Below are 21,041 nucleotides of genomic sequence, written 5' to 3' on the forward strand. Positions count from 1 at the left end.
ATGATAGAATGCGGCGCCGCACCATCGCGGCCATCACCCGCCCGCGCCCCAGGCTCCGGCCACCAGAGGCGAGCGCCGGAGCCGGCCACGAGAGGCGAGCGCGCGATGAAGACGCGCCGCCCGCCGCACCTCGCCGAGGGAGAGAAGCGTCATGGCCTATGAACCGCAACGCGATCTCGGCACGCCGCCGGGCACCGGCGACGCGCCGGTCACGCTGACGATCGACGGCTTCGCCGTCACCGTGCCGGCGGGGACGAGCGTCATGCGCGCCGCCGCGACGATCGGCAACGACATCCCGAAATTGTGCGCGAGCGACAATCTGAAGGCGTACGGCTCCTGCCGCCTCTGCCTCGTCGAGATCGAGGGCGCGCGCGGCACACCCGCCTCCTGCACGACGCCGGTCGCGGACGGGATGGTGGTGCGCACGCAGACCGATCGCCTCGCCAAGCTCCGCCGCGGGGTGATGGAACTCTACATCTCCGACCACCCGCTCGATTGCCTCACCTGCAGCGCCAACGGCGACTGCGAACTCCAGGAGCAGGCGGCCACCGTCGGCCTGCGCGACGTGCGCTACGGCTATGAGGGGGAGAACCACCTCGCCGCGCCGACCGACGCCTCCAACCCCTATTTCGACTTCGACGCCTCCAAGTGCATCGTCTGCTCGCGCTGCGTGCGGGCGTGCGACGAGGTGCAGGGCACGCTCGCCCTCACCATCGACGGGCGGGGCTTCGGCTCGACTGTGTCGGCCGGAACGCCGATCGATGACTTCCTGTCGTCCGAGTGCGTCTCGTGCGGGGCGTGCGTCCAGGCCTGCCCGACGGCGACGCTGACGGAGAAGTCGGTCAAGGAGATCGGCCTGCCGCAGCGCTCCGTGGTGACGACCTGCGCCTATTGCGGCGTCGGCTGCACCTTCCGCGCCGAGATGCGCGGCGAGCAGCTCGTGCGCATGGTGCCGTGGAAGGACGGCAAGGCCAATCGCGGCCATAGCTGCGTGAAGGGCCGCTTCGCCTACGGCTACGCCCAGCACGCCGACCGCATCACGACGCCGATGATCCGTGCCTCGATCGACGAGCCTTGGCGGCCGGTCTCATGGGTGGAGGCGCTGTCCTACGCGGCCTCCGAGATCCGGCGCATCCAGGCGACCTACGGCCAGCGCTCGGTCGGCGGCATCTCCTCCTCGCGCTGCACCAACGAGGAAACCTATCTCGTCCAGAAGCTCGTCCGCGCCGGGATGGGCAACAACAACATCGACACCTGCGCGCGCGTCTGCCACTCGCCGACCGGGTACGGGCTGAAGGCGACCTTCGGCACCAGCGCCGGAACGCAGGATTTCGACAGCGTCGAGAAGGCGGACGTGATCCTCGTGATCGGCGCGAACCCGACCGACGGGCACCCCGTCTTCGCGAGCCGCATGAAGCGGCGCCTGCGCGAGGGGGCGAAGCTCATCGTCGTCGACCCGCGCCGGATCGACCTCGTGCGCACGCCCCACATCGAGGCCGCCTACCACCTGCCGCTCCAGCCCGGCACGAACGTGGCGCTGTTGTCGGCGATGGCGCACACGATCGTCACCGAAGGGCTCGCGGACGAGGCCTTCATCCGCGAGCGCTGCGACTGGGACGAGTATGAGGACTGGGCCGCCTTCGTGTCCCAGCCGGAGCATTCGCCCGAGCGGCTCGAGGCGGTGACGCGCGTGCCGGCGGCCGACGTGCGCGCCGCCGCCCGGCTCTTCGCGACCGGCGGCAACGGGGCGATCTATTACGGGCTCGGCGTGACGGAGCACTCGCAGGGCTCCTCCACCGTGATGGCGATCGCCAACCTCGCGATGGCGACCGGCAATATCGGCCGGCCCGGCGTCGGGGTGAACCCGCTGCGCGGCCAGAACAACGTGCAGGGCTCGTGCGACATGGGCTCCTTCCCGCACGAGTTGCCCGGATACCGCCACATCTCCGACGCCGAGACGCGCGCCTCCTTCGCGGCGGACTGGGGCGTTGCGCTCGATGGCGAGCCGGGGCTGCGCATCCCGAACATGCTCGACGCCGCCGTCGACGGGGCCTTCAAGGGCATCTACATCCAGGGCGAGGACATCCTCCAGTCCGACCCCAACACGCGCCATGTCGCGGCCGGGCTCGCGGCGATGGAGTGCGTGATCGTCCACGACCTCTTCCTCAACGAGACGGCGAATTACGCGCACGTCTTCCTGCCGGGCTCGACCTTCCTCGAAAAGAACGGGACCTTCACCAACGCCGAGCGGCGCATCCAGATGGTGCGCAAAGTGATGACGCCCGCCGCCGGGCTCGAGGATTGGGAAGTCACGCAGAAGCTCGCCCAGGCCCTCGGCCTCGACTGGAGCTACACCCACCCGTCCGAGATCATGGACGAGATCGCCCGCCTGACGCCGACCTTCGCCGGGGTGAGCTTCGACCGCCTCGACGCGGAGGGCTCGCTCCAGTGGCCCGTCACCGACGCCGCCCCCACCGGCACGCCGGTGATGCACGCCGACGCCTTCGTGCGCGGCAAGGGCAAATTCGTCATCACCGACTATGTGCCGACGGACGAGAAGACCGGGCCGCGCTTCCCGCTGCTCCTCACCACCGGGCGCATCCTCAGCCAGTACAATGTCGGCGCGCAGACGCGGCGGACGGCGAACACCGTCTGGCACGAGGCCGACATTCTGGAGATCCACCCCTCGGACGCGGAAAATCGCGGCGTAAAGTCGGGCGACTGGGTGCGCCTTGCGAGCCGGGCCGGGGAGACGACGCTGCGTGCCGTCGTGACGGACCGCGTCGCGCCGGGCGTCGTCTACACGACCTTCCATCACCCGAAGACGCAGGCGAACGTCGTCACCACCGACTATTCGGATTGGGCGACCAACTGCCCCGAATACAAGGTGACGGCGGTCCAGGTGATGCCCTCGAACGGGCCGAGCGACTGGCAGGAGAGCTACAGCGCCTTCACCGACCGCTCGCGCCGGATCGACGAGATGGAGCCGGCGGAGTGACCACCGAAACGCGCGCGGTGATGATGGCGAACCAGATCGCCCAGAACATCTCCGCGCACGATGCGGCGGAGGCGGCGCGCGCGACGGCCGACCACATCGCGAAATTCTGGGACCCCAGGATGCGCCAGCTCATCTTCGACCATCTGGCCGAGGGCGGGGCCGATCTCGTGCCCGCCGCGCGCCGCGCGGTCGAGATCCTGCGCGATGACGGACCGCCCCCGCCCCAGTCCGACGCCACCCTCTTCGGCGCGGACCGGTCCGACGCTGGATGATCCGCGCCGCGCACCGGACGGCCCATTTCAGGGAGATCTTCGCGGACGGCCGGCCCGCCGCCGACCACCCGCGCGCCGTGCCATACGAGACGCCCATCGCGATCGAGTTCAACGGCATCGGCTACGCGGTGATGATGGCGAGCCCGGTGGAGATCGAGGATTTCGTCACCGGCTTCGCGATCGCGGAGCGCCTCCTGCCGCGCGACGGCGCCTTCGCCGACATCGCGATCCACGAGACGGACAAGGGCATCGTCGTGCGCGCCAACCTGCCGGCGGCCGACGTCGCGCCGGTGTTCGAGCGCGCGCGCCGGCGCATCGCGGAATCGAGCTGCGGGCTCTGCGGGATCGAGAATCTCGCCGCGCTCGACCGGCCCCTGCCGCCGGTGAGCGCGCCGCTGACCCTCGCGCCCGAGGCGATCTTCGCCGCGCGCGACGCCATCGGCGCGCACCAGAGCGTCGGAAACGAGACGGGGGCCGTCCATGCCGCGGCCCTCTGCCGTCCGGACGGGGCGATCGACCTCGTGCGCGAGGATGTCGGCCGGCACAACGCGTTCGACAAGGCGATCGGGGCGCGGGCGCGCATGGGGCGCGCGGGGGACCATTTCGCCCTCCTCACCGCGCGGTGCAGCTACGAGCTCGTGGAGAAGGCGATCGTCGCCGATCTCGGCGCGCTCGTCACGATCTCGGCCCCGACGACGCTGGCGCTCGACAGGGCGAAGGCGGCGGGGCTGCCGCTCTACGTGCTCGCCCGCCGCGACTCGGTGCTCGCCGCGCTCTGAGCCTCAGGCTCCGGACCCGATCAGGACCGGGCCTAGATCTCCGCCGTCGCGGCGTGGGTCGCGACGCCGGCGCCGGAGAGGACGCGCGCCTCCAGCACGCCGTCCGCTCCCGGATAGACCTCGACAGTCATGGTGTCGCCGCAGATGAGCGGGGTGAGGCCGCGATAGGAGAAGCGGCGCGGATAGGCCCCGCCGAGGTGCTGGACCACGAGGTTCAGCATCATCGTCGCCTGGAGCGGCCCGTGGACGACCAGCCCGCCATAGCCCTCCACCTCGGTCGCGTAGGTGTGGTCGTAGTGGATGCGGTGGCCGTTGAAGGTGAGGGCGGAGTAGCGGAAGAGGAGGGTCGGGTTGGTCTCGACCGTCCAGCGGACCGCGCCGTCGGGCGCATCGGGCGCGGGCTGCGGCGGCACCTTCGGCACGCTCTTTGCCGGATCGTCGCGATAGACGATGTCCTGCCGCTCCTGGAGGAGCGTTGCCCCGCCGCTTTCATAGCGGTGGCGCAGCGTCACGAAGGCGAGGCGGCCGCTCCGCCCGGTCTTGAAGCTGATGTCCTCGATGCTGCTCGTCTTGGTGACGTTCGCGCCGACCGCGAAGTCATCCTGGAAGGTGAGCTCGCCGCCCGCCCACATGCGCCGCTTGTAGCCGAGATCGGGCAGAACGATGCCGAGCCGCGGGTGGCCGTCGCGGCCGAGATCGGTCGCCGGCAGCGCGTCGGGGGAGAGGCACCAGAAGAGGCCCGGCGGGACCGGCCCGTCGTGGCCGATATGGGGCGCGAGCGTTGCCGTCAGCTCGTCGGCGAGGCGGGAGGTGATGATGTCCTCCCGCCGCGTCGTGCGGCCGATCCAGAGCGATGTCTTGTCCTCGCTCATGGCCTCAGCTCCGCAGGAGGGCGCCGAGATCGTGCGCCGAGCGGTCGCCGACGGAGGCGACGGCCTGCCACAGCCGGTCCGCCGTCTCCTCGCCGAGGAGGGTGGTGGCCTTGGCACGCAGGCCCCGCTCCAGCGCCTCCGGCTCCAGCCGGTCGGAGAGGTCGTGCCGCGTCTCGACCGTCTCCCCGTCGGCGAGGCGGATGCGGGCGATGGTGTCGGTGTCGCTGATCGCCTCGTCGCCCTCGACGACGACGCGCCGTGCGATCGCGTTCACCGCCGGGTCGACGCAGACCGCCTCGGTGTAGGAATCGTCCGCGCCCGTCGCGATGTCGTTCATGACCATGCCGGCGAGGACGGCGTAGCTGAACTTCGCCTCCAGCCCCGTGCGCGGCTTCTTGATGTCGCACACGCGCAGCCAGCGCGGGTTGACGGTGAGGTCGATCTCCTCGACGGCGTTGGGGGAGATCCGGCGGGTGCGCTTTGCGGCGAGCAGCGCCTCGATCATCGCGTGCGTGCCGTGGCAGCAAGCGTGCAGCTTGTACTGGATCTCCTCGAAGACGAAGCGGGCCGGCGGCATGTGGTCCCACGCGGAGAGGACCGGCGCGTCGTCGCTGTGGGTCGGGTGGAAGCCCTGCGGCGCGGCGAACCCGTCATCGGCGGAGACGAAGCCGCGGCGGGCGAGGGCGGCGGCCTCGACCCCGTTGGAGGCGGCGATGCCGGCATTGAAGGGCTTGCCCATGGTGCCGAACTGCGACTTCAGGCCGGAAGCGCGGGTCGCCACGAGGCTGAGGGCGTTCCGCATCTCCTCGTCGGTGAGGCCGTAGAGGCGCCCCGCGGCGACGGTCGCGCCGAACGCGCCCGCGGTCGCGGTCTGGTGGAAGCCCTTCAGATAGTGCCCGCGGCCGAGCACCATGCCGAGCCGGCAGGCCGCCTCCGCACCGAGGAGGAAGGCGTCGACGATGTCGCTCGCGGGCGCGCCCACCGCCTCGCCGACCGCGAGGGCGGCCGGATAGACGCCGACCGAGAGGTGGCCGACATGGGCGAAGTGGGTGTCGTCATAGTCGAGCGCGTGGGAGATCGTGCCGTTCGCGAGGGCGGCGGCGCGCGGCGGTACGCGCAGGGCCGTGCCGAACACGCCGGCGACGGGCTTCCCGCCCTCTTCCTCAATCATGTCGCGCACGATGCCGGCGACGGGCTCGCTCGCCCCGGCCCGCCCGCAGACGAGCCAGTCGAACAGGGAAAAACGCGCCATCTGGCGGGCCGTCTCCGGAATGTCGCCGGCCGGGATGGCGGCGATCGCGACGGCGTGGCGCATCGAGACCGTGTCGGTCTGCATGGGATCCTCCTCACACGCTGGGGCGGGCGGGGCGCGCCCGTCCGCCGCCGTCCGACTTATCGAGTGTAGGCGTGCGCTTGTGAAGATGGCAGGGCTGCGCTGTTTGCCTGAATGCGCTTCCTCCTTTACCGAAAGGGGCCGTCGACGATCCGGCGCGCGGCGCGCGTGCCGGCGGCGGCTCATCGGGAGAGAACATGTCCAAGATCGCCATCATGCCCATTTTCACGGTCCGCCCCGGCCAGCGCGACGCGTTTCTCGCCCGCGTGAAGCGCCAGCGGGAGGATGCGTTGCGCGAGGAGCCGGGCTGCCTGCACTTCGACATCCTCAATCCCGACATCGCGGACGACCGCGTCGTCCTCTACGAGATCTACACCGATCAGGCGGCGCTCGACGCCCACCGCGAGACGCCGCATTATGCCTCCTTCCGCGAGGACATCGACCCGATCGTCCTCTCGCTCGACCGCACGGTGTTTTCGGTCGTCGACTGAACGCCCGGCCCGGGCCGGTTCGCCCATCGCAGAAGACGTTGACTGGACGGGTCCCCTCCGTCCGCCCTCGAAAGAAGAACTGATGTCGGACCTCATCAATTATCTCACCAAGATCCGGTTTGGCGTCGGCGCCATCCGCGAGCTCAGCGAGGAGCTGACCGCGCTCGGGATCGAGCGGCCGCTGATCGTCACCGATCGCGGGCTCGTCGCCGCCGGCCTCATCACGCAGATGTTCGAGGCGAGCGGCCTCTCCAAGGACACCGCCGTCTTCGCCGAGACGCCGGAGAACCCGACGGAGGACGCGACCGAGGCCGCGCTCGAGGTGCTGAAGGCCGCGAACGCGGACGGCATCGTCGCGATCGGCGGCGGCTCCAGCATCGACCTCGCGAAGGGCGTCGCACTGCTCGCGACCCATCCGGGCCCGCTCGAGACCTACGCCGCGATCCGTGGCGGCGTCGCCAAGGTGACGCCCGCGGTGCTGCCGCTCATCGCGGTGCCGACGACGGCCGGCACGGGCAGCGAGGTCGGCCGCGCGACGCTGATCACGCTGCGCAACCAGCGCAAGCTCGGCTTCCTGTCGCCCTACCTCATCCCGCGTGTCGCGATCTGCGACCCGGAGCTGACGCTCACCCTGCCGCCGCGCCTCACCGCCGCGACCGGCATCGACGCGATCTCGCATTGCGTCGAGACGTATCTGAGCCCGAAATTCAATCCGCCGGCCGAGGGCATCGCGCTCGACGGGCTGGAGCGGGCCTGGGCGACGATCCGCCGGGCGGTGGCCGACGGCAGTGACATCGAGGCGCGCACGGAGATGATGGCGGCGGCGCTCGAAGGCGCGCTCGCCTTCCAGAAGGGGCTTGGGGCGGTCCACTCCACCTCGCACGCGCTCGGCGGGCTGAAGCAATATCGGCTCCATCACGGCACGCTGAACGCGGTGATGATGCCGCCGGTCCTGCGCTACAACGCGCCGGTCTGCGAGGCGAAATACGCCAAGATGCGCGTCGTGATGGGACTGGAGCCCGGCACCGATCTCGCTGAGACTTTCACGCAGCTGAACCGCGATCTCGGCCTGCCGACGACGCTGTCGGAGATGGGCGTGTCGCCGGACGTGATCGACGAGGTCTCGCAATGGTCGTTCGAGGACCATTCGACCGCGACGAACCCGCGCCCCGCGACCGCGGCCGACTTCGCCGCGATCCTCAAGGACGCGATGGGCTGATTCTCACGCCTTCCGGAACGGGCCGCCGAGGCGCCGCTCAACGGCGGCCCCGGCGCGCAGCACGGACGCCTCGTCGAACGCCTTGCCGGCAATCTGGAGGCCGATGGGGAGCCCGTCCGCCTCGCCGCACGGCACGCTGAGGGCGGGCAGGCCCGTGAGGTTCCAGGGATAGGTGAGGCGCCAGGAGACCGCGAGCACGCTCTCCGGCGCCCCGCCGATCTCCACCGTGCGTTCCCCGACCCGCCACGCCGTCAGCGGCATGGTCGGCCCGACGATGACGTCGACATCCGCAAATTTCTCCGCGAAGCGCGCGCCGAGCAGCGCGCGATAGCGCTCGGCCTGGAGATAGTCCGCACCCGTCACGAACCGGCCCATCTCCACGAGGAGACGGACGTCGGGCGCGAAGGACGCGACCTCGCCGCGGCGCAGGCGCCCGTCATGGTAGGCGGTGGAGGAGGCGAGCTCGATCGCGAAGATCGCGCCGAGGCCGAAGGCGAGCTCGGGAATGGTGAACTCGACGATCCGCGCCCCGTCCGCCTCGAGCCCGTCGATCGCGGCCTCGACGGCGGCGGCGACCGGCGTCGTGATCCCGTCGAAGAAATGGTTGCGACAGATGCCGACCTTGAGGCCCGAAGCGCCCGCCGCCATCGCGGGGAGGAGATCCGCGTAGGCGAGGGGGGCGCGGGTCGCGGTCGGGTCGGCGGGATCCGGGCCGGACATCGCGGCGGTGAGGAGGGCGGCGTCGGCGACGGAGGTGGTGAGCGGCCCGGCATGGTCGAGCGACCAGGAATGGGGGACGATCCCGCTCCGCCCGATGCGGCCGAAGGTGGGCTTGAGGCCGACCGTGCCGCACAGGCTCGCCGGGATGCGGATCGAGCCGCCGGTGTCCGAGCCGAGCGCCGCCGCGCACAGCCCCGCAGCGAGCGCCGCGCCGGAGCCGCCGCTCGATCCGCCCGGCACGCGGTCGGTGTCGAACGGGTTCACCGTCGGCGGGGTCTCCATGCCCCATGCGAACTCGTGCATCCGCGTCTTGCCGATGAAGACGGCGCCGGCTTTGCGCAGCTGCGCGACGGCGTGCGAGTCGGCCATCGGCGCGTCGATCGCGACGCTGCTGCCGGCGGTCGTCGGCATCTCGGCGGTGGTGTAGTTGTCCTTCACGGCGATGGGGATGCCGTGGAGGGGGCCGAGATCCTCGCCCGCGGCGAGCGCCTTGGTGGCCGCCTCCGCCGCCGCCCGCGCCCCCTCGTTGAAGGCGACGTAGGATTTCAGCTCCCCGTCGCGCGCCGCGATACGGTCGAGATAGGCCTCGAGTAGGTCGACGGGCGTCAGCGTGCCGGCGCGGATGTCGGCGGCAAGCGTCGTGATCGGCCGTTCCCAGACCTCACTCACCGGCGATCTCCGTCGGGTGGAAGACGATCGCGGGGTGGATGTCGCCGAGATCGAGGAGGCGCAGGGCGTCGATCGCGGCGCGGATCTCGACGAAGGCCAGCGCGACCTCCTCGAGACGGGCGTCGTCGAGATCGAGGCCGGTGATCGTCTTGGGGTCGAGCGGGTCGGGCATCTCGGGCCTCAGGGTTCGCGCGCGCCGCCGCCGCCGGGCCGGTCGGGGGGCGACTTCAGGAGCATGTCGACGACGGATTGGGGCGCGGGGGCGGGCGGCGCGCCGCGCTTCGGCATCCCGGCGACGAAGGGGGCGAGCTGTGCCTTCGCGACCTCGTAGACGCGGCGGAGCTCCGCGATGGGGTCGGCGTGCTCGTCGACGCGCAGGTCGACGCGGCGATAATCCTCCGCGCCGATGACGGCGAGCCCGGCCGACTGGCGGCCGCGCTTGTCGCCGCCGACGGCCTGGGCCGCCTCCAGTGCGCGCATCAGCCGTTCTTCGAGGGGCTCGGCCTCGCTCGCCTCGAAGGTCGCGGCGAGGGCGTCGATCACGGCGGGGCCGGTCAGCATGTTGCCCTGGGCGGCGAAGGTCGTCCCGGTCGTCTGGCCGCACCAGGTGGTGCAGGCCGCGCCCGTGTGCGCGCCGCCGGGGCCGTGGACGCCGATCGCCCCGACCTGGCGGAAGTCGGCCGCCGGATCCTCCGCGAGGACGGCCTCCACTGCGGCGGGTGCGGTCATGCCGGTCGCAAGGCGGTCGAGGATCGCGCCGGCGAGATAGGGATTGACCCAGGACTGGGTCGAGACGGCGCCGACGCCGGCGCGCAGGACGAGGCAGATCGCTCCCACCGCCGGGACCGCCGAGGCGACCGCGGCGCCGACCTCGCCGGTGCGCGTGCAGCGCCCGACGAGGGAGAAGGTGTTCACCTCGACAGAGCCGGGCGCGATCATACCTTGAGGTGCTCCGCGACGCGCGCCGCCCCTTCGCTCGCGCGTCCCTCGTCGACGATCTCGCCGAGCTTCAGGACGGCGTAGCGGTCGGCGACCGAGAGGGCGAAGGAGAGGTGCTGCTCGACGAGGAGGACGGCGGTGCCCTGGTCGCTGCGCGTGCGGCGCAGGATCTCGGCCATCCGCTCGATCATGGTCGGCTGCAGGCCCTCCGAGATCTCGTCGACGAGCATGACGCGCGGCTGGGCGATCACGGCGCGCGACATCAGGAGCATCTTCTGCTCGCCGCCGCTCAGCGTGCCGGCGCGCTGCTTCAGCCGCTCCAGCATCCGGGGGAAGACGTCGCCGAGCATGTCGACGCGGGCGCGGAAGACGCTGTCGGCAAGGACGCCGAGGCGCAGATTCTCCTCGACCGTGAGGTCCTGGAAGATCGTGTAGTCCTGCGGGGCGTAGGCGACGCCCTCGCGCACGATCGCGTGCGGCGAGCGGCCGGTGATCGGCTTGCCGTCGAGCGTGATGGAGCCGGTCGCGGCCTTCAGGAAGCCCATGATGGTCTTCAGGAGGGTGGTCTTGCCCATCCCGTTCTTGCCGAGCACGGCGACGATCTCGCCGGGCTTGAGGTCGAGCGAGACGCCGTGGAGGACGGTGGCGGCGCCGTAGCCGGCGGAGACGCCGTCGAGGGTGAGGATCGGCGCGCTCATCAGGCGACGGCCTCCACGCTCTCGCCGGAATAGACCGCGCGGACGAGTTCCGAATTCACCACCTCCTCGACCGTCCCCTCCATCAGGATGCTGCCCTGGTGGAGGACGACGATGCGCGAGGAGATGTCGCGCACGAAGTCGAGGTCGTGCTCGATGAGGACGACGGCGAGGCCGTAATCGTTGGTGAGCCGGCGAAGCGTCTCGCCGATGGCGGTGCGCTCGGGCTTGGTGAGGCCGGCCGTCGGCTCGTCGAGGAGGAGGACGGAGGGTTCGGTCGCGAGCACCATCGCGAGCTCCAGCCCGCGCTTCATGCCGTGGCTGAGATTGCCGGTCTCCGTCGCGAGCACCTTGTCGAGGCCGGTCGCGCGCATGATGTCGAGCGCGGGCTCGGGCATCTTCACTTCTGCGCGGCGGGAGAACATCGGCGCCCCGTCGACGCCGTAGCGCGCGAGCATGAGGCAGTCGCCGACGGTGAGCGTGTCGAAGAGGTTGGTGTTCTGGAAGGAGCGCCCCACGCCGAGCTTCACGATCGACTGCGGCGCGCCGCGCCCGATCTCCACGCCCTGCACGTAGACGCGGCCGGCGGTGCGCTCGCCGCCGTCCGAGATGCAGCGCATCAGCGTTGTCTTGCCCGCCCCGTTGGGGCCGACGATCGACAGGAGCTCCCCGCCGCTGACCTCGATGTTGACGCCGGTGAGGACCTTGAGGCTGCCATATTGGCAGATCAGCTCGTCGATCTTCAGCGGCGGCGTGTTGGAGGAGGCGGCGGTCGGCTTCCACTCGACCGGCACCAGCAACGCCGTCGGCTTCTCGTTCTTGCGGAAGGGTTTGATGAGGAAGCCGAAGAGCTGGCCGATGACCGGCCCGATGCCGCGCGGCAGCACCACGATGACGAGGACGAAGACGATGCCGGTGAGGAGCTTCCACAGGAAGGGCAGCTCGCCGGAGAGGTAGGAGGCGGTGACGTCGATGCCGATGGCGCCGAGGACGGGGCCGATGATGGTCGCCCGCCCGCCGAGCGCGGTCCAGATGAGGAGCTCGGTGCCGAGGAGGAAGTCGCCGAGCTCGGGCGCGACGACGTTGGTGAAGGCGGCGTAGCCGAAGCCGGCCGCGGCGCCGATCGCGCCGGAGGCCATCATCAGCCCGATCTTCACCCGGCTGATCGGGATGCCGAGATAGGAGGCGCGCTGCTCGTTCTCGCGGATGGCGATGAGGATGCGGCCGAAATCGCTGCGCACGAAGAGGATGCCGAGCGCGGTGACGAAGACGAGATAGACGCCCGCGATCCAGAACCAGGTCTCGACCGACCAGTAGTAGGTCGGGAAGGCGGAGAGGCCGGAGGAGGAGCCCGTCCATCGCCCGCCCGCGAAGATGAGCTGGACGAGCACGATCGGCAAGGCGAGCGTGATGATCGAGGCGTAGAGCGGCGAGGCGCCGTGATAGAAGGCGAGCCAGCCGATGACCGCCGCCACCGCGAGCGCGATCACGATGCCCGTCGCGAGCGCCGCGATCGCCCACATCGGGCCGAACCCGTAGTGGGTGAAGATCAGCGCGCAGGCATAGGCGCCGATGCCGAAGAAGGCGGACTGGCCGAAGGTGAGGATGCCGGTATAGCCCCACAGGACGTCCACCGTCATGACCAGCGCCGCGAGGTAGAAGGCGCGGATCAGGATGTTGGTGGTGTAGATGTCCATGTAGAACGGGGCGATCGCGATGACGCCAAGGGCGGTCACCGCGCCGAGCGCGACCGTGCGGTAGACCCGCTTTGAGGAGATGTCAGCCAAGGCCCAGTCCACGCGGATTGATGCGCAGGATGAACGCTGCGAGGACGACGATGGTGAGGCCGCCGATGATCGGGCTGATATAGGTCGACACCGCGACCTGCGCGCCGCCGAGGATCAGCGAGGCGAGGGCGAGCGACGGGATCGACACCCCGGAGACGAGCACCAGCATGAAGGAGTTGACGAGCCAGGGGAGCCCCATGTTCGGGTCGACCGACAGGAGCGGGGTGATGAGCGCGCCCGCCGCGCAGGCAAGGCCCGCCCCGAGCCCGAAGGTCAGCGTGCGCACCTTGCCCGAATCGATGCCGAGCCCGCGCGCCAGCGTCTCGTTCATGATGACGGCGCGGGCCTGGAGGCCGAAGCGCGTACCGTAGAAGAGCGCGGTGAGGGCGATGCCGATCGCGACGGCGATCAGCGTGACGACGATCCGGTAGGCCGAATAGTCGATCGAGCCGAGGTCGAAGGTGCCGGAGAGCGGGCTCGCGGCGAACTGCACCTCGCGCCCGAACCCGATGGTGATGAGCTGCCCGATGACGATGCCGAGCCCCCAGGTCGCGAGGATCGCGTCGAGCGGGCGGGCATAGAGCGGGCGGACGACCACACGCTCGATCACGATCCCGGCGAGAAAGCCGAAGATGCCGGCGAGCGGGGCGGCGAGCCAGGGGGTGATGCCGGCTTCCGTGGTGAGGAAGGCGGTGTAGCCGCCCACGGTGAGAAACGCACCGTGGGCGAAGTTGATGAGCTTCATCACGCCGAGAATGATCATCAGCCCTGCCGCCACCGCGAACAGGATCGCCGCGGTGGTGACGATATCGAGGAGCAGGATGCTCATCGCGACGCGCCGGGCCCGATCAGTTGGCGAACTGCGGGCACTGGTCGCCCGGATCGACATTGTCGAAGCTCTGGATCACCTCGACCGAGCCGTCTTCCTTCACCTGGCCGAGATACATGGTGAGCGGCGCATGGCGCTGCTTGTTCATGGTCACGGTGCCGCGCGGGCCGGTGAAGCTCACCTCGCCAAGGGCGTCGATGACGGCCTGCGGGTCGGTGGAGCCGGCCTTCTCGACGGCCGCCTTGTAGAGATAGACCGCCTCATATTGCGGGACGGAGAGGTCGTTCGGGGTGTTGAGGTCGCCGCCGAACTTCTTCTCCATCGCCTCCAGGAAGGTCTTGTTCTCCGGCGAGTCGATGCCGGTCACGTAGGAGGCGGCAATGAAGATGCCGTTGGCGTCGGCGCCCATCGACTTGGCGGTGCCTTCGTCGACGGCGAGGTTGCCGTAGGGGATGGTCACGCCCGCGGCGCGGAGCTGCTTGGTCAGCGTCACGTTCGGCGCGCCGCCGGCCGTGGAGGTGATCAGCGCGTCGGGGTTCGCCGACTTCAGCTTGGAGATGATCGCAGTCCAGTCGGACCCGTCCATCGGCAGATATTCTTCGCCGACGACTTCGCCGCCATTGGCTTCGACGTACTGGCGCGTGAATTCGAGCATGCCGCGGCCGAAGGCGTAGTCGCTGCCGATGAGGAAGTAGGTCTTCGCGCCGAACTCCTTCATGAAGTGGTCGACGATCGGGGCGACCTGCTGCTCGGGCACCCAGGCGTTGACGTACATCCAGGGGGAGCAGGACTTGCCCTCGTAGAACGAGGTGTAGATGTACGGGACGCGGCCGCGATTGACGATCGGCAGGCCGGCATTGCGGGCGGCCGACGTCTCCATCGAGATCAGCACGTTGACGCCCTCGCGGAAGACGAGGCTGTCGAAGGCGCGTTGCGCGCCCTGGGCGCCCGAACCGTCGTCGGCGACGACGAGCTCGACCTTGTGGCCGAGGATGCCGCCGGCGGCGTTGATCTCTTCAGCCGCGAGCTCGGCGGACTGGACGACCGACGGCGCGACGACGCTGTTCGCGCCGCTGAGGCCGACGGGGATGCCGATCTTGATCGGATCCTGGGCGAAGGCAGCCGTCGCGGCCACCGAGAGGAGAAGGGACAGGAGGGCAGTGCGTTTCATGGCAGGGCTCCGGGAGGCGACGTTTCTCTTTGGTGTCTCGGCTAGTACCAGGACGGCTCAGCGCTCGAGCCGAGCATTTCGCCGTAGAGATCCGCGCGGCGATCGCGCAGAACTTGGTTGAAGGCGTTCAGCGTGCGCGAGCGGCGCGCGGCGGCGACTTCGCAGGTGGCGTAGAGCGTTTCGGGATCGGTCTTGCTCGCGGGCCCGGCCATCAGCCAGCCGTCGGGACCGGCGATGATGCTCTGGCCGATGAAGGGCTGCTGTCGCTCGGTGCCGACCCGGTCGGCGGCGGCGACGAACATCGAGTTCGAGTGCGCTGCGCCCATGCACAGGATGTTCGACATCGCGAGCGGCTGATGCTCCGAATTCGGCATCGGCACCCAGTTGGTGGGCACGCAGACGATTTCCGCGCCCTGCAGCGCGAGGAGGCGCCAGGCCTCCGGGAACCAGCCGTCATAGCAGATGAGCGCGCCGATCCGCCCGATCGCGGTGCGGAAGACGGGGAAGCCGAGATTGCCGCGCTCGAAGACGACGGCCTCCTCGTCCCACAGGTGCGTCTTCCGGTAGATTCCGAGGAGCCCTTCCGGCGCGATGATCGCGGCGCTGTTGAAGAGGGCGTCGCCCTCCTTCTCGCAGAAGCCGGCGACGATATGGAGGCCGCGCTCGGCCGCGAGGGTGGACCAGCGGGCGATGGTCGGCCCGTCGCCGGGTTCGGCGAGGGACAGCGCCTCGGCGCGGCTCTCGAACACGTAGCCCGTGTTGCAGAGCTCGGGCAGGACGACGAGCCTCGCGCCGTTGTCGGCCGCCTCGCCGATCCGGTCGACGCTTTCAGCGATGTTCCGCGCGACCTCGCCGATCTTCGGCTCGAACTGGACGCACGCGATCGTGAGCGTGGACGTCAACGCACTCTCCCTGGGCTGGTTAACCGCCGCGTGCAGGACTCGTGCCACCGCGCTGCCGGCACAATGCACCCCCGCCCGGCATCCGCAAAGTCAAAAGGCTGCTGCACTTTTTGCAGCGAGTGACTGCAAAACTAGCATTAGATGTTTGCGCAGGCTACCGGCATCCTTTCCCCACGGCGCCCTCGAGGAGGGCACATGGCAGAGTGGGGGAGATTTCATGGTCGGCACTATCTCCAGGCGGACGATGCTGAAGGCGGGCGGGAGCGTCGCGGTCGGCGCGTCGATGCTGCCCTTCGTCAATGTCCTGTCCGCGAACGCAGCGCGCGGTGACGTTCTTGTCGCGGTGTCGGGTCAGACGGTCAACAGCCTCGACCTGCACCGCACCGGCACGAACCGCCCGAGCTACCAGATCGCGGTGAACTGCTACGACCGGCTCGTGAAGTTCGGGATCAAGGAGTTGGAGGACGGCACGAAGTCCTACGACTACGCCACGATCGAGCCCGACCTCGCCGAGAGCTGGACCACCTCGGAAGACGGCAAGACGATCACCTTCATCCTGCGCGATGACGCCGTCTTCCAGGACGGCTCCAAGGTGACCGCGGAGGACGTGAAGTGGTCGTTCGACCGCGCCGTCTCCGTCGGCGGCTTCCCGACCGTGCAGATGAAGGCCGGCGGCTTCGTCCGCCCCGACCAGTTCGAGGCGGTCGACGAGAAGACCTTCGTGGTCAAGCTCGACTTCCCCTCCAAGCTCGCCCTGCCGGACCTCGCGGTGCCGGTGCCCTTCGTCCTCAACTCCAAGGTCGCCAAGGCGCACGCCACCACGGACGACCCGTGGGCGATGGAATATGTCCACAAGAACACGATCGGCTCCGGCCCCTTCAAGGTGATCCGCTGGGATCCGGGCGAGCAGCTCGTCTACGAGCGCAACGACAACTGGACCGGCGGCACGCCCGCGGCGATCAAACGCCTCATCCTGCGCGAGGTGCCGAGCCCGGCGACGCGGCGCGCCCTCATCGAGCGCGGCGACGTGCAGATCTCCTTCGACATCCCGAACAAGGACGCCAAGGAGCTCGCCGAAGAGGAGGGGATCAACGTCTTCTCGACGCCGGTCGAGAACGCGATCCACGTGGTCGGCCTCAACTACAATTTCGAGCCCTTCCAGGACCCGAACGTGCGCAAGGCCGTCGCCTACGCGATCCCCTATGAGGAGATCTACCAGACCGCCGCCTATGGGCGCGGGCGTCCGATGTGGGGCGGGGAGGCGAACTCCGATTCCATCGCCTGGCCGCAGCCTTCGCCGTACGTGACCGACCTCGACAAGGCGAAGGAGCTTCTCGCCGCCTCCGCCTTTCCGGACGGGTTCGAGGTGCCGTTCTCGATCGACCTCGACCAGGTGAACTGGATGGAGCCGACGGCGCTTCTCATCATCGAGAATCTCGCCAAGCTCGGCATCAAGGCGACGCTCGAGAAGATCCCCGGCGCGAGCTGGCGCACCGCCTCGCTCGTCGAGAAGCGCCTGCCGCTGCACCTTGAGAATTTCGGCGGCTGGCTGAACTACCCGGACTACTACTTCTTCTGGGCCTACCAGGACGGCCACCTCTTCAACTCCTCGAACTACAAGAACGAGGAGATCGAGGCGCTCGTCGAGGCGACGCTCCACGCGCCGGTCGACGATCCGGACTACGCCCCGAAGATCAAGCGGATGATCGAGATCGCGTTCGAGGATCTGCCGCGCATCCCGCTCTACCAGCCCTCGCTCAACGTCGCCTCGAACGGTGCGGACGGTTACGTCTACTGGTTCCACCGTCAGCTCGACGCGCGCCCGCTGCAGGTCGGATAGAATGGGGCGGCTGCGGTCGATCCTCATCCGGATCGCGCAGGCGATCCCCGTCGTCATCGGCGTCGTGCTGATCAGCTTCGTGCTGACCCGCGCGCTGCCGGGCGACCCCGCCGTCTATTTCGCCGGTCCCGCGGCGGACGAGGCCTCGATCGCCGAGGTCCGTACCGCCCTGGGGCTCGACCAGCCGCTTCCCGTCCAGTTCCTCTATTATGTGCGCGACCTTGCCGTGGGTGATCTCGGCAAGTCGCTCGCGACCGGCCAGCCGGTGCTCGAAGATCTCGCGCGGCGGCTTCCCGCCTCGCTCGAGCTGACGCTGACGGCGCTCATCATCTCCTGCTGCGTCGCGGTGCCCCTCGGGGTGCTCGCGGCGACGCGCCCCAACTCGTGGGTGGACCATCTGTGCCGGGTGGTCGTGACGGCCGGCGTCTCGATGCCGACCTTCTTCACCGGGATCCTTCTCATCTACGTGTTCTACTATCTCCTCGGCATCGCGCCGTCGCCGCTCGGACGGCTCGACTTCATCTACATCGAGCCCGACGAGGTGACCGGCTTCTACCTGATCGACTCCGTTCTCGCGGGCGACGGGGAGACCTTCTTCGCGGCGCTGCGCCAGCTCGTCCTCCCGGCGCTGACGCTCGCGATCTTCACCCTCGCGCCGATCGCCCGCATGACGCGCGCGGCGATGCTGACGGCCCTCTCGTCCGACTTCATCCGGACGGCGCGGGCGGCCGGCCTCACGCGCGGCAAGGTCGTCTACGGCTACGCGCTCAAGAACGCGCTGCTGCCGGTGGTGACGACGCTCGGCATGGTCTTCTCCTTCACGCTCGGCGCCAACGTGCTGGTGGAGAAGGTGTTCGCCTGGCCCGGGATCGGCTCCTACGCAGTCGAGGCGCTCGTCGCCTCCGACTATGCCGCCGTCCAGGGCTTCGTTCTCGCGATGGCGCTCCTCTTCGTCGCGCTCAACCTCGTGATCGACATCGCCTACGCCGCGATCGATCCGCGCATCGGGTTCGGCTCACGATGACAATGGCAACCGCAACGCCCCACCGGCAGACGACGCTCGGCCACATCGGATACGTCCTCAAGGAAAATCCGGTCACGCTGCTCGCCTTCACGATGTTCGCGATCATCATCACGCTCGCGCTCATCGGCCCCTCGATCGTGCCCTACGATCCGCTCGCCTCGGACGCCGCGCGCGCGCTCGAGCCGCCCTCCTGGGATCACTGGTTCGGGACCGACAATCTCGGCCGCGACGTTCTCTCCCGCGTCGTCGTCGCGACGCGGCTCGACCTCACCATCTCCGTCGCCGCGGTCGCGCTCTCCTTCATCCTCGGCTCGATCCTCGGCGCGGCGGCGGGCTATTTTGGCGGGTGGCTCGATGCGGGCCTGTCGCGCATCCTCGACACGATCATGGCCTTCCCGCTCTTCGTGCTCGCGATGGGCATCGTGGCCGCGCTCGGCAACACGGTCGAGAACATCATCTACGCGACCGCCCTCATCAACCTGCCCTTCTATGCGCGCCTCGTGCGGGCGGAAGTGAACATCCGCCGCGAGGCCGGGTTCGCGCTCGCCGCCAAGCTCTCCGGCAACTCGGACCTGCGCGTCCTCGCGCTCCACATCTTCCCGAATGCCCTGCCGCCCATGATGGTGCAGGTCTCGCTCAATCTCGGCTGGGCGATCCTCAACGCGGCCGGCCTCTCCTTCATCGGCCTTGGCGTGCGTCCGCCGACGCCCGAATGGGGGATCATGGTCGCCGAGGGCGCGAACTTCATCGTGTCCGGCGAGTGGTGGCTCGCCTTCTTCCCCGGCATGGCGCTCGTCGTCGCCGTGTTCACCTTCAACCTGCTCGGCGACGGGCTGCGTGACATGGTCGATCCGCGGAGGCGCACCTGATGCTCAATGTCGAACACCTCAAAGTCGCCTTCCGCACGAGGCGCGGCACCGTCGAGGCGGTGAAGGGGATCTCCTTCGAGATCGGCGCGGGCGAGACGCTCGGGATCGTCGGCGAGTCGGGATCCGGCAAGTCGGTCACCTCCTACGCGCTGCTGCGGATCCTCGACCAGGGCGGCACGATCGCGGCGGGCGAGATGGTCTATGGCGGCGTCGACCTGCGCCGGGCCACCGAGCGCCAGATGGGCGACATTCGCGGGCGGGAGATCTCGATGATCTTCCAGAACCCGCGCGCCGCCCTCAACCCGATCCGCAAGGTCGGTCACCAGATCGAGGACGTCCTGCGCCGCCACGGCCGCGCGACGGCGGGCGATGCCCGCGAGAAGGCGATCGCGGCGATGGAGGCGGTGAAGATCCGCAACGCGCCGGCCCGCTACAACGCCTACCCGTTCGAACTGTCGGGCGGCATGTGCCAGCGCATCGTGATCGCCATCGCGCTCGCCTGCGACCCGCGCCTCCTGATCGCGGACGAGCCCACAACCGGCCTCGACATCACCACGCAGAAGGCGGTGATGGACCTCGTCACCTCGCTCATCCGCGAGCGCGACATGAGCGCCATCGTCATCACCCATGATCTCGGCCTCGCGGCCGAATATTGCGACCGGATCGCGGTGATGAAGGACGGCGAGATCGTCGAGACTGGCCGCGCCATCGACGTCTTCACGATGCCGCGCCACGCCTACACGCGGCGTCTCGTCGACGCGACGCCGCGCGAGGGGGTCTCGATCCGCGGCCTGCTGCCGGCCGAGGCGCGCACGCCCGCCCCGCCGCACGCCCCGAAGGACACACCGCTCCTCGAGGTGCGCGATCTCGAGAAGGTGTTCGCCGGCAAGTCCGGCCCGGTCCACGCGGTGAAGGGGGTCTCCTTCACCGTGCGCGAGGGGGAGACGGTCGGGCTCGTCGGCGAGTCGGGCTGCGGCAAGTCCACCACCTCCTCGATGGTGGTGCGCCTTCTCGACCCGACGTCCGGGCAGATCCTCTTTGCCGGCGAAGATCTCGCCAAGACGCCCGCGCGCGACTTCGCCCGCGACCCGCGCCGCTCGGCGATCCAGATGGTCTTCCAGGACGCGACCGACAGCCTCAACCCGCGCCACACGGCGGCGCGCTCCATCGAGGAGCCGCTTCGCCGGATGAGCGGCATCAACGGCCGCCAGCGCCACGAGCGCACGCGCGAGCTCGCCGACCTCGTCGGGCTCCCGCAGCACCTTCTCGACCGCTTTCCGCACCAGCTCTCGGGCGGGCAGAAGGCGCGCGTCGGCATCGCGCGGGCGATCGCGGTGAACCCGCGCTTCCTCATCCTCGACGAGCCGACCGCGGCGCTCGACGTGTCGATCCAGGCGGTGGTGCTGAACCTCCTCGCCGATCTGAGAGCCAAGCTCGGCATGAGCTATCTCTTCGTCAGCCACGACCTCCAGGTCGTGCGGCTCCTGTGCGACCACGTCGTCGTCATGCGCGACGGCGCGATCGTGGAGCAGGGGCCGTCGGCGAAGGTGATGACCGCCCCGGCGGACGCGTACACCGCCGCTTTGATCGCCGCCGCACCCCATCCGCCCATTCGAGACGAAGCCGCCTAAG

At 69.5% G+C, this 21,041-nt stretch carries 19 protein-coding genes; 9 read left to right on the forward strand and 10 right to left on the reverse strand.

What is annotated here, in order from left to right; all coding sequences use genetic code 11:
* The first annotated feature begins 151 nt into the window (after positions 1–151).
* Genes fdhF through DBV35_RS02510 form a run of 3 tightly spaced genes read left to right on the forward strand, consistent with a single transcriptional unit; the run spans position 152 to position 4,049 of the window.
* Complete coding sequence (gene fdhF / locus DBV35_RS02500) at positions 152–2,998, forward strand: formate dehydrogenase subunit alpha (protein ID WP_108658665.1); 2,847 nt, start codon at positions 152–154, stop codon at positions 2,996–2,998.
* A complete protein-coding gene (locus DBV35_RS02505; protein ID WP_205648436.1) occupies positions 2,995–3,270 on the forward strand; it encodes a formate dehydrogenase subunit delta in 276 nt (91 codons plus the stop codon). The genes fdhF and DBV35_RS02505 overlap by 4 nt, the downstream gene beginning before the upstream one ends.
* A complete protein-coding gene (locus DBV35_RS02510) occupies positions 3,267–4,049 on the forward strand; it encodes a formate dehydrogenase accessory sulfurtransferase FdhD (RefSeq protein WP_108658666.1) in 783 nt (260 codons plus the stop codon). Before DBV35_RS02505 ends, DBV35_RS02510 begins: the two co-directional genes overlap by 4 nt.
* A 32-nt stretch (positions 4,050–4,081) precedes the next feature.
* Here DBV35_RS02510 and DBV35_RS02515 read toward each other — a convergent pair whose 3' ends face one another.
* A complete protein-coding gene (locus tag DBV35_RS02515; RefSeq protein WP_108658667.1) occupies positions 4,082–4,921 on the reverse strand; it encodes an HTD2 family dehydratase in 840 nt (279 codons plus the stop codon).
* 4 nt (positions 4,922–4,925) lie between these two features.
* Positions 4,926–6,257: an MmgE/PrpD family protein gene (locus tag DBV35_RS02520; protein ID WP_157961546.1), complete on the reverse strand. Its 1,332-nt coding sequence runs from the start codon at positions 6,255–6,257 to the stop codon at positions 4,926–4,928.
* A 194-nt stretch (positions 6,258–6,451) separates the two neighbouring features.
* Between DBV35_RS02520 and DBV35_RS02525 the strand changes: the two genes are divergently transcribed.
* Positions 6,452–6,745: a putative quinol monooxygenase gene (locus tag DBV35_RS02525; protein ID WP_108658669.1), complete on the forward strand. Its 294-nt coding sequence runs from the start codon at positions 6,452–6,454 to the stop codon at positions 6,743–6,745.
* Between the two features lie 82 nt (positions 6,746–6,827).
* Positions 6,828–7,964, forward strand: coding sequence for an iron-containing alcohol dehydrogenase (locus DBV35_RS02530; RefSeq protein ID WP_108658670.1), 1,137 nt, complete (start codon positions 6,828–6,830; stop codon positions 7,962–7,964).
* Between the two features lie 3 nt (positions 7,965–7,967).
* Here the strand turns inward: DBV35_RS02530 and DBV35_RS02535 are convergent, their stop codons facing one another.
* From DBV35_RS02535 to DBV35_RS02570, 8 genes are read right to left on the reverse strand one after another with little or no spacing between them, the layout of a single operon-like run.
* Entirely contained in the window at positions 7,968–9,353 is a 1,386-nt protein-coding gene (locus tag DBV35_RS02535; RefSeq protein ID WP_108658671.1) for an amidase, read from the reverse strand.
* Positions 9,346–9,525 (reverse strand): hypothetical protein, encoded by a 180-nt coding sequence (locus DBV35_RS02540; protein ID WP_108658672.1) that lies wholly within the window; start codon positions 9,523–9,525, stop codon positions 9,346–9,348. The genes DBV35_RS02535 and DBV35_RS02540 overlap by 8 nt, the downstream gene beginning before the upstream one ends.
* A gap of 8 nt (positions 9,526–9,533) precedes the next feature.
* Entirely contained in the window at positions 9,534–10,292 is a 759-nt protein-coding gene (locus DBV35_RS02545) for a DUF1028 domain-containing protein (protein WP_108658673.1), read from the reverse strand.
* Positions 10,289–10,993 carry an ABC transporter ATP-binding protein gene (locus DBV35_RS02550; RefSeq protein WP_425428460.1) on the reverse strand — a complete coding sequence of 235 codons (705 nt, stop codon included), beginning with the start codon at positions 10,991–10,993 and terminating at the stop codon, positions 10,289–10,291. The genes DBV35_RS02545 and DBV35_RS02550 overlap by 4 nt, the downstream gene beginning before the upstream one ends.
* Entirely contained in the window at positions 10,990–12,774 is a 1,785-nt protein-coding gene (locus tag DBV35_RS02555; protein ID WP_245943817.1) for a branched-chain amino acid ABC transporter ATP-binding protein/permease, read from the reverse strand. The genes DBV35_RS02550 and DBV35_RS02555 overlap by 4 nt, the downstream gene beginning before the upstream one ends.
* A complete protein-coding gene (locus DBV35_RS02560; protein ID WP_108658675.1) occupies positions 12,767–13,603 on the reverse strand; it encodes a branched-chain amino acid ABC transporter permease in 837 nt (278 codons plus the stop codon). The genes DBV35_RS02555 and DBV35_RS02560 overlap by 8 nt, the downstream gene beginning before the upstream one ends.
* Before the next feature lie 19 nt (positions 13,604–13,622).
* Positions 13,623–14,774, reverse strand: a complete 1,152-nt coding sequence (locus DBV35_RS02565) for a substrate-binding protein (protein ID WP_108658676.1) — start codon at positions 14,772–14,774, stop codon at positions 13,623–13,625.
* 41 nt (positions 14,775–14,815) lie between these two features.
* Positions 14,816–15,676 (reverse strand): nitrilase family protein, encoded by an 861-nt coding sequence (locus tag DBV35_RS02570; RefSeq protein ID WP_108658677.1) that lies wholly within the window; start codon positions 15,674–15,676, stop codon positions 14,816–14,818.
* Between the two features lie 217 nt (positions 15,677–15,893).
* Here DBV35_RS02570 and DBV35_RS02575 point away from each other — a divergent pair, with 217 nt between their 5' ends.
* Genes DBV35_RS02575 through DBV35_RS02590 form a run of 4 tightly spaced genes read left to right on the forward strand, consistent with a single transcriptional unit; the run spans position 15,894 to position 21,040 of the window.
* Positions 15,894–17,516: an ABC transporter substrate-binding protein gene (locus DBV35_RS02575; protein ID WP_108658678.1), complete on the forward strand. Its 1,623-nt coding sequence runs from the start codon at positions 15,894–15,896 to the stop codon at positions 17,514–17,516.
* Between the two features lies 1 nt (position 17,517).
* On the forward strand, positions 17,518–18,540 hold the full coding sequence (locus DBV35_RS02580) for an ABC transporter permease (RefSeq protein ID WP_108658679.1): 1,023 nt from the start codon (positions 17,518–17,520) through the stop codon (positions 18,538–18,540).
* Positions 18,537–19,409 carry an ABC transporter permease gene (locus tag DBV35_RS02585; RefSeq protein ID WP_108658680.1) on the forward strand — a complete coding sequence of 291 codons (873 nt, stop codon included), beginning with the start codon at positions 18,537–18,539 and terminating at the stop codon, positions 19,407–19,409. Before DBV35_RS02580 ends, DBV35_RS02585 begins: the two co-directional genes overlap by 4 nt.
* Positions 19,409–21,040 carry a dipeptide ABC transporter ATP-binding protein gene (locus tag DBV35_RS02590; protein WP_108658681.1) on the forward strand — a complete coding sequence of 544 codons (1,632 nt, stop codon included), beginning with the start codon at positions 19,409–19,411 and terminating at the stop codon, positions 21,038–21,040. Before DBV35_RS02585 ends, DBV35_RS02590 begins: the two co-directional genes overlap by 1 nt.
* Position 21,041 lies beyond the last annotated feature (1 nt).

Source organism: Acuticoccus kandeliae (assembly GCF_003073115.1).